Raw genomic sequence first — 13,588 nt, 5'->3', positions numbered from 1 at the left:
ATAAGGACCGTACCGACGAACATCCACCACGGCGCGTCGGCCAACGCCGTGCCAACCGGCGCCACCACGCTGGCCAACATGCCAGACGACGGCTTGATAATCACCGGAGCCCGCCGGACAGTCGGAAGTGTCGGCCGCTAGACACGACGCCAACCACGTGCCGCACAGCCTGGGACCTGATCACATCCAAGAGCGCACCCCTTCCGCGAGTAGATGACTCAAACTATAGGCGCGTATGCTCCTGCGCGTCAAGCGCGCAGGAGCATACGCAGTTGCTCACTCTCCCCTGGACGCGGCCAAGTCCACGCGGTTCGCATAGATCGAGTCGAGCGTTCTACGATCTACACCCTTCGGGGGAGGACCCACAGAGGCAAGTCCGGTAGCTTTGGCCGGTTCTGCTACAGAGCGGGGAGGGCGCGTGGACAAGCGACTTCGTGACCTTGCGAAGGCGTCACCAAACTTCGGGGTGCTGTACCCGCACCAGCCTCTGCTGTCCATCTACGGCGCCCTCGCCGAGGCAACCGTCTTTAGTAACCCGAACTCCTCTCTGGTTCAGGCCGGCCAGTTCGGCGAGGTTCTGGCCGAGGAGCTGGTCACCCGGATCGGGATGCGCGTCGAGGGTGACCGCCAAGTCGACCGTCTGAACGCACTCACAAGAGCTGGCGTCCTCGTTAGCGAGATCCGCGACGACTTCGAACAACTGCGTCGCGACCGTAACCGGGCCGCTCACCGGCACTTGTTTGACACCGCGCGCGCCCTGGTCGCTGTGCGCATCTGCTACAAGCTCGGCCTGTGGTTCCACGACGCGATCGAGGGCCGCCGAACGGTCGCCGAGTTCGTCCCACCCATTGACCCTGGCGACAACGCTCAGGTGACAAACCCGGCCGAGCTGGCCGAGCTGCGCGAGGCCCTGAGCGGCCACCGCGAGGCCCTGACTCAGGCCCGTGTGCGGCTGGCGGAGTCCACCAGTGCGTTGGAGGCCGAGCGGAAGGCGCGCGCCGAGGCCGAAAATCTGATCGCCAGCGCCGGCTCAAACCGCACGCAGCTACTCGCCCGCGTCGAGCAGCTGACCGCGCAAATCGAGGAACTGCGCAACGCTCAGCACACGAAGTACGAGGTTGCCCGGCGCCAGCCCCGGCCGGTCGACGCCAAGGGTCGCGAGGCGATCGTCCACCGCGCGCAGCGGCCGGCACCCCTTAACGAGGTGCAGGCGCGCAAGGTCATCGATGAGATGCTACGCAAGTCGGGCTGGGTCATCCAGGACCGCAACCAGGTCAACCCCATGGCGGCGCAAGGCGTGGCGGTTAGGGAATTTACCGTCGCCACCGGCCGCGCCGACTACGTGCTGTATATCGATGGGAAGATTGTCGGGGTAGTCGAGGCCAAGCGCGAGGGCGACCACCTCTCCAGCGCTGTGGAACAGAACGACCGGTACGCCGCCGGCGTACTCAAGGAGCACAGCCTCGCCGTCTGGCACAAAACCGAACCCTTCGCCTTCCGTTATGCAACGACGGGCACCGAGACCTACTTCATCAACCGCCTCGATCCTGACGCCCGCTCTCGCGAGGTGTTCTGGTTCCACCGCCCCGAGACGATCGCGGCGTGGATGCAGCGCGCAGACCAGACACCAAAGGCCTCGACGTTCCGGGCTGCGCTACGTCGGTTGCCTGTACTGGAGCCGCACGGGCTGCGCCTTGCCCAGATCGACGCGATCAGCGGTCTGGAGAAGTCCCTGGCCGAGGATCGGCCGCGGGCACTGATCCAGATGGCGACGGGTGCGGGTAAGACCTTCATGGCAGTGGCGCAAACTTATCGGCTGCTGAAGTACGCGAAGGCGCGCCGAGTCCTGTTCCTGGTCGACCGCAACAACCTGGGCAAGCAGGCGTACGACGAGTTCCGCAAGTTCACCACACCGGACGACGGGCGGAAGCTGTCCGACATCTACAACGTCGACCGGCTCGGGACGACGGGCCTGCAGGACACCTCATCGGTCGTCATTTGCACCATTCAGAAGATGTACTCGCTGCTGCGCGGCGAGACGCTTACCGACGATGACCAGGCCGACGAGGCCGACGACAGCACGGCGTACGAGGACACATACGCCACCGACCAGCCCATCGAGGTCACCTACAACCCGCAAGTCCCGATTGAGTCCTTCGATGTGATCGTCGTAGACGAGTGCCACCGCTCCATCTACGGCCTATGGCGGGGCGTGCTGGAGTACTTCGACGCGCACCTGGTAGGCCTAACCGCCACCCCCACGCTGCAGACGCTCGGATTCTTCGGCCGCAACCTCGTTTCCGAGTACACCTATCCCCAGGCGGTAGCCGACGGAGTCAACGTCGACTTCGACGTCGTACGGATGCGCACCGATCTGCGCGAGAAGGGCACCGCGACCATTGAGGCCGGCACAACGGTACGGGTCCGGGACCGCAAGACCCGGCGCCAGCGCTACCAGGAGCTCGATGACGACTTCACGTACACCACCGGACAGATCGGCCGGTCGGTTGTCGCGGTCGACGAGATCAGGGCGGTCCTCACGGCCTATCGGGACAACTGGCGGCGCTGGTTCCCGGGCCGCAGCGAGTTGCCAAAGACCCTCATCTTCGCGGTCGGCGAGGACCACGCCGAGGACGTCCTCGCCTTGGTGAAGGAGGTCTTCGGCCGGGGCGACGACTTCGCCAAGAAGATCACGTACAAGAGCCGCCAGGCCGGTGAGAACCCCGACGAGTTGATCCGTGCGCTGCGGACCTCACCCCGGCTGCGGGTCGCCGTCACCGTCGACATGATCGCCACGGGTACAGACATCAAGGCACTTGAGTGCGTGATCTTCCTACGCGAGGTACGTAGCGCCGTGCTGTTCGAACAGATGAAGGGCCGCGGCGCCCGGACCATCGATCCGACAGAGCTGCAGGAGGTCACGCCGGACGCTGACGGCTCGGTGCGCAAGGACCGCTTCGTGCTCATCGACGCAGTGGGCGTCACGGAGTCCCCGCTGGTCGACGCCAAGCCGCTGGTGCCAGCGGGTGAACGGCAGGTCTCGCTGGCAAAGCTGCTGGACAAGGCCGGTACGAAGTCGATCAGCTCTAGCGAGGCCGAAATCCTCGCCGGCCGGCTGGCGCGACTCAACCAGCAGCTGACGAATGAGGAGCGCGAGCTGTTGACTCGAGCAGCCGGCGGGCGGACCCTGTCCCAGATCGCCAGCGCCATCGTCACAGCAGTTGACCCTGACCAGCAGGAGCGGGCCAGGGAGGAAGGCGGCCAGGCAGCAGCCCGGAAGCTAATCGAGGACGCGCTCGCGCCTCTGACCGAGCATCCCGAGCTACGACGGCACATCATCGAGATCCGCCGGGAGAAGGATTACCTGTTCGACGAGTACACCCCCGTGGAGGTGACAAATGTCGAGGAGGTCCCGCGTGAGGAGCGGGCCCGCGAGCAGATCGGCCGGTGGAGCCAGCTGCTGAAGACGGAGCGCGACCGCATCGCCGCCGTCAGTATCGCCTTAACGAGCCCACGGTCAGTGTCGCCCGCAGAGACCTACGCCGCACTGCAAGAACTGGTTGCAGAGATCCGCCGCCCAGACTACGCGTGGACACCGCAGGCGCTGTGGACCTACTACGAGGACCTGGGCGCGGCCACGCACTCCCCCAGTCGGGAAGCGGGCGTTCCGGATCTGATCTCATTGATCCGGTACGAGCTGGGCGTGGACGACGAACTACGACCATACCGGGAGACGGTAGAACAGCGCTTCGAAGGCTGGCTGCTCCGACAGCGGCAGGCGGGGGCGGAATTCACCGGCGAGCAATTGTGGTGGCTGCGTTCAATCTGCGATGTGGTTGCAAGTGATGTCGGCATTAGCGCGGCCGAGTTCAACGCCGAACCCTTCAAGGGCCGTGGTGGTGGGCGAGGATTCGCGCATGCATTCCCAAGGCGGGACGTCCGGGCTTTGTTGGACGAGTTGAATCGAGAGTTAGCGTGACGGCATTGAGTGACGCGAGCCTGCCGGAAGGGTGGGCTAAAACAACGCTAGCGGCGCTCGGCGTGGAGGCGGGTCCGGGTTTTGCAAGCGGCAGACATAATCGCGATGGACAAGGCGTCCTACACCTGCGCCCAATGAACATAAATCGACACGGAGCACTAGATCTCACGGATGTCCGCTACGTCGCTGATGACTCAGACCGCAGGGTGCAGTCAGGCGATATCCTGTTCAATAACACAAACAGCCCCGCACTTGTAGGTAAAACTACACTGGTCCAGATAAAGCAGCCCGTCGGCTACTCGAACCACATGACCCGCCTGCGCCCTCCGGACGGAATAGTTCCTGGATTCTTGGCGTCCCAGCTTCATTGGCTCTGGATGAGCGGTTATTTTCAGAAGGTTCTCAACAATCATGTGAATCAAGCCAGTGTAGCTACGAACAAGCTACTCGAGACCGTTATTGCAGTCCCGCCCACACCGGAGCAGCATCGCATCGTCGAGACCCTCGATGACTATCTCTCCCGTCTCGACGCAGTGATGAAGGTGGCTGCGAGCGCACAGCGGCGCCTTAAGCCCTTCACCGCCTCCGTACTGGACAGGACAGTCCTTGGAACCTTGACAATCAGAGCCGCCTCGGACTCAAGCGACGACAGCCGCCACTTCCTCGAGGCTTTCGAAAGTAAACGCTTCGACTACGGTGCCTTACCTTCCCTACCCAAGGGATGGTTCTGGCGCCGTTCCTCCGATGTCTGTGAGTTCATTTGCAGCGGCTCTACACCTGCGGCTCCATTGATGCACGCCGGGAGCGGCGATATCCCCTTCCTGAAGGTTTACAACATCACGCAGGATGGGCGAGTAGATTTCACAAACAAGCCCACCTACGTTGATCGCGAGACGCATGAAAAACTACTGAAGAGATCACGAGTGCGACCGGGAGATGTCCTTACCAATATCGTTGGTCCGCCCCTGGGGAAGACCGCGATCGTCCCGGATCACTATCCAGAATGGAACATAAATCAGGCCATTGTCGCCTTCCGCGCGGGTCCCGAGGTTGATCCTGATTGGCTAGCTCTCGCGCTTCGTTCACCATTCGTGCTAGGCATGCTCAAGAAGACAGCGAAGGCAACCGCTGGTCAGTTCAATGTTGCACTCTCGACGTGCCGGGAGGTGCCCCTGCCCATTCCACCAATGGATGAGCAGCGGGCTCTCGTCGCGCAGTCGGCCCAGCTGCTAGAAGCGAGTGATCGCCTCAACTCGCAGATGGCATTGATTTCAGTACGATCTCAGCATCTCCGGCAGGCGATTCTTAGGCGGGCGTTTGCCGGCAAGCTGGTCCACCAGGACCCCCACGACGAGCCAGCCTCCGTACTCCTCGACCGGAGCCGCGCCGAGCACGAGGCCAAAGGCGGAAAAGCCGCTAACTCTACTCGCCGCCCCGGCAGGACCGCAGCTGTGAAGGCCACTCCACTCCCGCCTCGCAGACCGTCAACCCCTGGGCCCATAAACGCCGTTCAGCAGGAGCTTCCGCTGTGACCATCGCGCCCCCAGACCAAGCGCACGCTCAGACCAATGCCCTGGTCGCCAAACTCTGGAACTACTGCAACGTATTGCGGGACAACGGCCTTTCGACCATCGAATATGTCGAGCAGCTCTCGTATCTGCTCTTCCTCAAGATGGCCGACGAGATCGCCGATGATCCGTTCACTGAACAAGAGGCTAAAACCGTCGTACCAGTCGAGTACAGCTGGAAGTCACTCGTCCGCCTCAAGGGCCTCGACCTCGAAGTCCACTACCGCGAGATCCTCTCAGCGCTGGCCAAGAATCCCGGAACGACCCTGGGGACGATCTTCGCCAAGGCACAGAACCGCATTACCGAGCCCGCCCTCCTGGAGAAACTAGTCGTCGATCTGATCGGCAAGAAGGACTGGACAATCCAGGGAACGGATCTCAAGGGCGATGCCTACGAGGGCCTGCTGGCCAAAGGGGCCGAGGACACCAAGACCGGGGCCGGCCAGTACTTCACTCCTCGCGCACTCATTGACGCCATGGTCGACGTGATGCAGCCCGGGCCGGAAGACACCATTACCGACCCCGCCTGCGGGACGGGGGGCTTCCTCATCGCCGCTCACCATTACATCCGTAAGAACCACATGCGGAATCTTTCCCGTGAGCAGCGCCTGGCCCTCGGGGCAGGCAAGATCTGGGGCACTGAGCTGGTCACCGGCACCGCGCGCCTGGCGGCGATGAACATGCTTCTGCACGGCATCGGTGACGCCGACGGCCCTTCGCTCATCACCGTCGGCGATGCCCTCGCCGACAAGCCCTCACGGCACGCCTCTCTCGTACTCGCCAATCCGCCGTTCGGCAAGAAATCCGCTATCACCGTTGTCGGTACGGACGGCAAGGTCGAGAAGGAGGACATCTCTTACGAGCGGGACGACTTCCGCGCCACCACCACAAACAAGCAGCTCAACTTCCTGCAGCACATCATGTCGCTTATGGCGATGAACGGCCGTGCGGCGGTGGTGCTGCCGGACAACGTGCTCTTCGAGGGCGGCGCGGGCGAGAAGGTACGCCGTCGCCTGGTCGACGATTTCGACCTGCACACCATTCTCCGTTTGCCCACCGGGATCTTCTACGCCGGTGGGGTCAAGGCCAACGTGCTGTTTTTCGAAAAGCGACCGCCCCGCACCGAAGGTGCTCCCAACACCTCCAAGCTATGGGTGTACGACTTCCGCACCGGCAAGCACTTCACCCTTAGGCAACGTCCGCTGCGCCGGGTTGACCTAGACGAATTCGTCGTGGCCTACCTACCCGGCAAACCCCGCAGCGAGCGAGTGGAGTCGGAGCGGTTCCGATGCTTCGACTACGACGAACTCATCGCCCGCGACAAGATCAACCTCGACATCACCTGGATGAAGGATCCGGCGCTTGATGATGCCAACGACCTGCTCCCGCCTGCGGTGATCGCCCAAGAGATCGTTGAGGACCTACAGGCGGCGCTGGCCGAGTTTGCCGCCATCGCGGAGACCCTCGGTGGCGAGGTCGCGGATGACAGCGACGCGCCCCAGCCGACGGAGATCGACTAACTGACAGTCTACTTGCGCCGCTCTCGTCATGCCGGCAGACTCGATCGAGGTGAATCGCTGTGACGGGAGCATCGAATGGCAGATCGATATCCAAAGACGCGGGAGTTCCAAGCGTTTCGAATGAATATCGAGTATGCCAGAAAGATGGTCATCGCCGGACGGAGTCTGGCGGCGTTTCAGTCCCCCATCCTTGACGTCGGCGACTTCTATCGCGCCGCGTGGGTGCAGGCGGTCAGCGCCATAGACCACTGGTTCCATGAAGAGTTGTACCGGCGCGTGGCTGACCTAGCTGGCCAGAACAGCCCCAACATGCCGTACCAGCTGACCAAGTTTGAGCTACCGCTGGAAAAGGTGGAGGAGATACGCCAGAGCACCACCACGCTCGCCGACGCCGTCTCTGATCACGTGCGGGCGAAATGGGCGAACGCCTCCCTGCAGAACCCTCGCAAGATTAGCGAGGCGCTCAAGCTTGTGACGGAGGAGAACGTCTGGGCAAGCGCCGCCGTGCAGATCAACGAGTGGAACCACGGCCGGACGGCGATGACCGAGCAAACTCTAAAAAAGCAGTACATGGCAATTACCGAACGCCGCAACAAGATCGCCCACGAGGCAGACCTCCTCGACGGTGATCTCAAGCAGCGACGCAGCATCACCGATGCGGATGCCACGGATGCCATCGACTGGATCGAGCGCATCGCCGCAGCCATTGCCTGGGTTATTGACTAACGGCATCGCTCACCGAGGAATTGACCACTAGACCAGCGACAACGCGGGCAGTTGAAAGACACAAAAGCCTATGCCGTCTGCGCTCCGCTGCTCTGCCGTCGTGGCACCACGGCCGCAGTGGCCTCGGCGGCGGCGTGGGACAGTTCGGGTAGGACATCGCCGTAGAACTTGGCGGTGAAGTGGGGGCTGGAGTGGCGGAGCCGGTTGGAGATGATCTTCATGTGGACGCCGGCGGCGAGGCCCATGGTCGCGGTGCCGTGGCGGAGGTCGTGAAGTCGGATGGGTGGTAGCCCGGCTTGGGTGGCGAGGTGGTGGAAGTGGTCCGTGACGTTGGCAGGGTGGAGCCGACCACCGGTGGCCGTGGTGAACACGAGTCCGGTGGTGGTCCAGGCGGTCCCGGCGGCGAGTCGTTCGCGGTGTTGCCGGATGCGGTGCGCACGTAGGACGGCGACGGTTTCGGTGTCGAGAGCGACGGTGGCTTCGCTGTCGGTGGTTTTGGGGGTGTCGATGGTGGTGGCCCAGCCGTGTTGGACGAGTTGCCAGCGGACGGTGAGGGTGTGGGCGTCGAGGTCGAGGTCGTCCCAGTGCAGGCCGCAGGCTTCGCCTCGGCGGAGGCCGGTGAAGGTGATGAGGTGGTAGAGGGCGTAGAGCCGGTCGTTGGCGTCGTGGGTGTGGTCGAGGAATCGGCCGGTGTGTTCGGGGGTCCAGATCATGACGGGGCTGGGGGTCTTGCCGGTGTCGCGCCAGGTGCGGATGCGTTGGTCGGTCCAGATGGTGGGCTTGGGTGGTTGGGCTGTTGGTAGTTCGATCATGAGGGCGGGGTTGGTGTCGATGTAGCGGTGGCGGCGCATCGCGTCGTTGAGGGCTTTGCGCAGGGTGGCGTGGATGACGTGCAGGGTTCTGGGGCCGACGATCCGCTGGTTCTTGACTTGGTCGCGTTTGGTGGGGTCGCGGCTGGCGCGCAGGGTGGCGATGGTGGTGTTGCGTTCGGCGATGGCGTCGTACATGGCGTCGATGTGGCCGGGGCGGAGCCGGTCGATGCGTAGGTGGCCGAGGTGCGGGATGAGGTACAGCCGGATGTGGCCTTCGTAGGAGCGCAGGGTGCCGGTCTTGATGTTCTTGCGACCGGCGAGCCAGTCGGTCAGGTACGCCCCCATGGTGGGTAGCTCGGTGGGGGTGATGTCCAGGTGCAGCGCCCGCCGGACCTGCTCCGGGGTGGGGATGGGCGCGCTGGTCTTAACGGCGGCCTCGATGAGGTCGCCGGTCTTGACGGTGGTGTGCGGATCGGTGGGGTCGGGGACGGCGAGCACCGCGCGGATGCGGTCCAGGACGGCGTCCGCGTCGGCCTGGGTGGCGTAGGGGCCGTGGCGGAGTGGGCGGCGGGTGCCGTCGGCGCGGGCGGGTACTTCGATCTGCCAGTGCCAGTGCCCGTGGGTGCGGGACCAGCCGCCGCCGGGCCGGCGAAGCTGGGGACAGGAGCGTCCCAGTCGCCGGCCCGTGACGCTGTCGCGGCAGCCGCAGCGTTTGAAAGTGGATCCCTTCACTCAACGTCTCCTGGATGCTCCGTACGGTGCCGCCAGCGATGCCGGGTGGAATCCGCTGGTGGCGGGGTCATCGCATCCACGCTCACCTTCGCGTCGGCATCAAGTCGCCCGCCGCCGGTCGCGGCGGGGTCGGGTTGGAGGAGATGGAGCAGGGCGGCGACCGGGACGATGATGCGGCTGCCGGCCCGGATCAGCGGAATGGGGAACTGGTCGGTGGCGGCGAGCCGGTACGCCTGGGATCGGCTGATCCCGAGCACGGATGCGGTGGTGGCGAGGGTGGTGGTGACGCCGAGGGCACGGATGCGCTCGACCGTCCACACCTCCCCGCCGCTGAGCGCGGTGGTGGTGCTGTCGGTCGTGGTACAGGTGGTCTGGTCAACGTGATTCGTGGGGCTGTTCATGATCAGGCTTCTCCTGGTTATGAGATGGATGGCTGTGCGGTAGGAGCGGGGTAGCCCCGTCGGGGTCGACCGGCGCAGGGGTGGCTGCTCCGCCGCCGTTGCGCCGCTCCGGTGACAGAGGCGGTGGCGTCGGGTTGGTCGGCATGATCGGGCTCACGATCAGCCCGGGTGGTGCCGATGACTCGATCTTGAGGGTCTTGAGGAGTTCGGATAGGCGGGTGTTGGACACGGTGTGACCGGCTGCGCGGAGGGCTTCGGCGAGTGCCGCCCGGGTCAGTGCCTGCCCGTCCGCGGCGAGCCGGTTCCGAACCTTGCGCGCCGCCGACAGCAGCTCGCCAACGTCGCCGGACGACTGCGCGGACCGTCCCCGGTCCGCTTGCTGCCGGTCCCGTCCGCCACGTCGACGACGCCCATCCGATGAGCGGACGGTCCGGGTCCGGGACCGCCGCTTCCCCGCCGTGACAGCAGTCCGCACCATCTCATCCGGTCGGCTGTCCGGAACGGTCCGCCCGGCCTCATCCCGTCGGCCGTCCCCAACCGTCCAGGCGGTGTTGGCGGGCGTGGCGGTGCTGGTCCGTCCAAGGGCGATCTTGACCATGACGAGGAATCCGAGCGCGGGTACGGCGGCGGCGACCCAGCCGATGACCGAGGGTTCGGCCTCGACGACCTGCGCTGCCAGGGACAGGGTGACCGCGCACGCCAGCACGGTGGCTGGAAAGACGGTGGAAGTGTGGGCGCGTTTGCGGCGGCGCAGTTCCAGGCCGGAGGCGATGGACATCAGTTCCAGGACGATCGCGTCGGCCCAGGCCAGCCAGCCGGGTTGGCCGTGCGCGGCGGCTACGTTGTGTACGTGGGTAAAGCTGGCCGCCCCCGCTGCGCCGCCGATGGCCAGCATGATGACGACCTGGACGCCACCCTCCACGCGGCTGCCGCGCGGACTGCCGTCCGGGTCAGGGACCGGCGCTGTCGTGGCCCATCACCTCCTCAACCCTGACCGGCGATCCGGACCGTCCGCCAGCGGCAGGCGGCAGGACCGAGTAGTGGACCGACCCGGCGTCGGACAACAATCGGGACGGAGAGCGGGCACCGGTCGCAAACCGCCCGACGCGGACGCCGGACCGAGAAGTGGTCCGCCGCTGTGGGAGCGGACGGCTGGTGCTCTCACGGATCTGTCAGCGCCGACCGCGCTGCTCACGACAGATCCGTGACAGACGCCGGCGGTTGATGTCCGCTCCGCCGCGGAGGTACTGTCCACGGCCGTCGCGCCGTCGCCGATCACGCGGCCTCACCCGCCCGGCTGGAGACGTCGACGGCATACCCGGCCAGATCTGCCAGCCGCAGCCGCTGCCCTTCCCGGCCGGCCATGGCCCACACCGCCTCTGCCGGGCCGAGGCCCGCCGTCGCGGCATGGTCGCGGGCCCCGGTGGCGACCGGCACCGACAGCGGCACGTCGGCCAGCACGCGGCGTAGATTGCGCTCGCGGGCGGCCGAGGGCAGCCAGAACAGCACCGGCCACGCCCGCTCGATCGTGCCGAACAGCTCCTGATAGCTGTCCACCTTGCCGGTCAGGATCGACAGCTGCTCGGCGCCGGTGTCGTACTCGACGAAGAACGGCACCTCGACACCGTTCTCAGCCCACCGGCCGTAGCCGTCCGGACGGACCCGCGGCTGATACGCCCGCACCAGCCCCGGATCCTTCCGGCTGGTGAACGTCCCGGCGCGCTGGCACACCGCCTCCGGCAACCACTCCACCAAGCCGGTACCCGGATGGGTACGGGCGTGCCCGGCCAGGTCGGTGAAGAAGCCGTTCACCCCGAGGCGGTGAGAGAGGCTGCGGGTCGAGGTCCAGCGCCGCCGCTCCACCCGGGCGTGATCCCGCCGCGGGGGACGTTCGTCGCGGCTGGCGGCGACGACCTCGGCGCCGAGCTGGTCGATGACGTAGTGGTACGGGTACGAGCCGCCGTCGGCCCGCTGCGGTCGGAACCGGGCGACGAGGCGCAGCCGGTACAGGGTCCGCAGCCGCCGCTGACAGAAGTCCAACGACGGGAACAGGGCGGTCGCGAGCTGGAACGAGGTCAGTACGCCGTGGTCGTACAACCAGCCCAGCAGCACACGGTCACGGCTGGTCAGCTGGGACTGGACCCGGAGGACTGGATCATCCACCGGCTACCACCCTCCTTCCCGGGTAGGGAATGCCAGTCCCAGGGGGAGACCCGAGACCAGGCAGGGTCTGTCGCAGGACAGGCCGACGGCGCTGACAGCCGGGCTGGCCTGCGGTGTGAGAGGAAACAGGGGGTCGGTTCGGGGGTCCGGCTGAAGACTGACGTCCACGCTGACGCCAAGCCCGACCCCCGAACGGGGATCAAGCCGGAACTCGTCACTGCCAATGCCTGCGGCAGTCGTTGAAGGTGTCGACGAAAGCACGTGAACTCCTTGGTTGAGGTGTGGATGTAGTGCTGATGGCGTAGGGGGGCACCGCAGCGCCGCCGAAGCGGAAAAGGCCGGTGAGAGGCATCCCGGCACCGCCCCTGCCGCGGTCGGGGTCAGCGGCGCCGGACTGCCCGCCGCCGGGAGCAGCAGCGAGAAGAATGGCCTTGGGGCAAGCGCGCGGAGGTAGCCGTTGGCGGGGTGGGGGCTAGCCTCTGGGTCATGTCCGCCCCTGCACCGCGTCCGTTGCTGTTCCTTGACGTGGACGGCACCCTCATCCCGTTCGGCACACCCGCTGCGGCCGGGCCGGGCAAGTCGTATGGCCGCCCCGTAGCACCGGCCCTACCGGCCGACGCCCATCCCTTGCTGCACAAGGTCGATCCGGAACACGGCCGCCGACTGGAGGCCCTGCCGTGCGATCTGGTGTGGGCGACGACCTGGATGAGCGACGCGAACGACGTGCTCGCACCCCTGCTCGGGCTGCCGCCGCTGCCCGTCGTGGACTGGCCCGACTCCGACGAGGTGGGACCCCTGCACTGGAAGACCCGTGGGCTGGTCGAATGGGCGCAGGGACGCCCCTTCGTCTGGGTCGACGACGAGATCTCCCACGCCGATCAACAGTGGGTATCGACTCATCACACAGGTCCGGCCCTGCTGCATCGGGTCGACCCACGTCGCGGGCTGACCGAGCACGACTTCACCGTCATCGAGAGCTGGCTCAGGCGGGCACGGTAGGGCGAGCTGCACGCCGTCGCAGTCGCCGTGCTTGACGGGCTGGCCACGCGGGACTGATGTTGGCGAACGGTGCGCCGGAACGGCGATACCCAGTAGCCGGCTGAGCTGCTCTACAGGGACGGAACGTTCGGTAGCAGGTCGTCGTCGCGTCCGGTCTGGGGTAGCCCAGCCACAGCGGCGATGGCCTGGACGGCCTCGTTCAGTCCGGTGGTCTCGGGTAGGACGAGCTCGTCGGACCAGCCCAGGACGTCGTGGGCGGCGTACCAGCCGCTCATGTTCTCGGCGGTGAACTCACTGACCTGCGGGCGCGTGAGGTGCCGGCGCACGGTCTCGGCCAGGGACACATCGAGGTAGCAGAACAGCGACCGCCCTCGGTGGCCGTCCCGCAGGGCGGTCAGCATGCTGCGGTAGCGGCTGCTGTGCAGGATGCCCTCCAAGACCACGTGGTAACCGTGGTCGAGGGCGAACCGGACGGTCTGCGCGATCAACGCCGGTGCCGCGCCGCCGGGCTTGTCCCGCTCGCGCAGCACGATCCGGCGCAGGTAGTCCTGCTCGACCAGGGCGCAGCCCCGGCCGTGCCGGCGTCGTAGCTCTCGGGCGATGCTGCTCTTGCCCGAGCCGGAGTTGCCCCGGATACAGACGAGGATCGTGTCCGGGTTGCCGGTGGGTTCAGCGAGCACGATCCCTC

Annotated in this window: 10 protein-coding genes; 5 read left to right on the top strand and 5 right to left on the bottom strand. The window is 65.8% G+C overall.

Annotated features, from left to right (window positions below; translation table 11 throughout):
• Nucleotides 1-418 precede the first annotated feature (418 nt).
• The 4 genes from FHU28_RS09030 to FHU28_RS09015 all read left to right on the top strand — a co-directional run bounded on the left by FHU28_RS09030 (nucleotide 419) and on the right by FHU28_RS09015 (nucleotide 7,793).
• Nucleotides 419-3,979, top strand: a complete 3,561-nt coding sequence (locus tag FHU28_RS09030; RefSeq protein ID WP_184682735.1) for a DEAD/DEAH box helicase family protein — start codon at nucleotides 419-421, stop codon at nucleotides 3,977-3,979.
• 5 nt (nucleotides 3,980-3,984) lie between these two features.
• On the top strand, nucleotides 3,985-5,511 hold the full coding sequence (locus FHU28_RS09025; protein ID WP_184682733.1) for a restriction endonuclease subunit S: 1,527 nt from the start codon (nucleotides 3,985-3,987) through the stop codon (nucleotides 5,509-5,511).
• Nucleotides 5,508-7,067, top strand: coding sequence for a type I restriction-modification system subunit M (locus tag FHU28_RS09020; protein ID WP_184682731.1), 1,560 nt, complete (start codon nucleotides 5,508-5,510; stop codon nucleotides 7,065-7,067). Before FHU28_RS09025 ends, FHU28_RS09020 begins: the two co-directional genes overlap by 4 nt.
• Before the next feature lie 75 nt (nucleotides 7,068-7,142).
• Entirely contained in the window at nucleotides 7,143-7,793 is a 651-nt protein-coding gene (locus tag FHU28_RS09015) for a hypothetical protein (RefSeq protein WP_184682729.1), read from the top strand.
• A 68-nt stretch (nucleotides 7,794-7,861) separates the two neighbouring features.
• Here FHU28_RS09015 and FHU28_RS09010 read toward each other — a convergent pair whose 3' ends face one another.
• The 4 genes from FHU28_RS09010 to FHU28_RS08995 form a co-directional block, all read right to left on the bottom strand.
• Entirely contained in the window at nucleotides 7,862-9,337 is a 1,476-nt protein-coding gene (locus FHU28_RS09010; RefSeq protein WP_184682726.1) for a tyrosine-type recombinase/integrase, read from the bottom strand.
• Nucleotides 9,334-9,738, bottom strand: a complete 405-nt coding sequence (locus tag FHU28_RS09005) for a hypothetical protein (protein WP_184682724.1) — start codon at nucleotides 9,736-9,738, stop codon at nucleotides 9,334-9,336. The genes FHU28_RS09010 and FHU28_RS09005 overlap by 4 nt, the downstream gene beginning before the upstream one ends.
• On the bottom strand, nucleotides 9,713-10,633 hold the full coding sequence (locus FHU28_RS09000) for a DUF2637 domain-containing protein (RefSeq protein ID WP_184682721.1): 921 nt from the start codon (nucleotides 10,631-10,633) through the stop codon (nucleotides 9,713-9,715). The genes FHU28_RS09005 and FHU28_RS09000 overlap by 26 nt, the downstream gene beginning before the upstream one ends.
• Before the next feature lie 380 nt (nucleotides 10,634-11,013).
• On the bottom strand, nucleotides 11,014-11,901 hold the full coding sequence (locus tag FHU28_RS08995; RefSeq protein WP_184682719.1) for a replication-relaxation family protein: 888 nt from the start codon (nucleotides 11,899-11,901) through the stop codon (nucleotides 11,014-11,016).
• A 486-nt stretch (nucleotides 11,902-12,387) separates the two neighbouring features.
• Here FHU28_RS08995 and FHU28_RS08990 point away from each other — a divergent pair, with 486 nt between their 5' ends.
• On the top strand, nucleotides 12,388-12,900 hold the full coding sequence (locus FHU28_RS08990; RefSeq protein ID WP_184682717.1) for an HAD domain-containing protein: 513 nt from the start codon (nucleotides 12,388-12,390) through the stop codon (nucleotides 12,898-12,900).
• A 110-nt stretch (nucleotides 12,901-13,010) separates the two neighbouring features.
• Here FHU28_RS08990 and FHU28_RS08985 read toward each other — a convergent pair whose 3' ends face one another.
• Complete coding sequence (locus FHU28_RS08985; protein ID WP_184682715.1) at nucleotides 13,011-13,580, bottom strand: kinase; 570 nt, start codon at nucleotides 13,578-13,580, stop codon at nucleotides 13,011-13,013.
• Nucleotides 13,581-13,588 lie beyond the last annotated feature (8 nt).

It is taken from the genome of Micromonospora echinospora (genome assembly GCF_014203425.1).
GTDB classification, from domain to species: Bacteria; Actinomycetota; Actinomycetes; order Mycobacteriales; family Micromonosporaceae; genus Micromonospora; species Micromonospora echinospora_A.
Note: the sequence above shows the minus strand (reverse complement) of the source record. Positions and strands in the feature narration are given on the sequence as shown.

Coding starts and splice junctions, on each gene's coding strand:
- FHU28_RS09015 (WP_184682729.1), top strand. CDS start 7,143: ATGGCAGATCGATATCCAAAGACGCGGGAGTTCCAAGCGTTTCGAATG.
- FHU28_RS09005 (WP_184682724.1), bottom strand. CDS start 9,738: ATGAACAGCCCCACGAATCACGTTGACCAGACCACCTGTACCACGACC.
- FHU28_RS09000 (WP_184682721.1), bottom strand. CDS start 10,633: ATGCTGGCCATCGGCGGCGCAGCGGGGGCGGCCAGCTTTACCCACGTA.
- FHU28_RS08990 (WP_184682717.1), top strand. CDS start 12,388: ATGTCCGCCCCTGCACCGCGTCCGTTGCTGTTCCTTGACGTGGACGGC.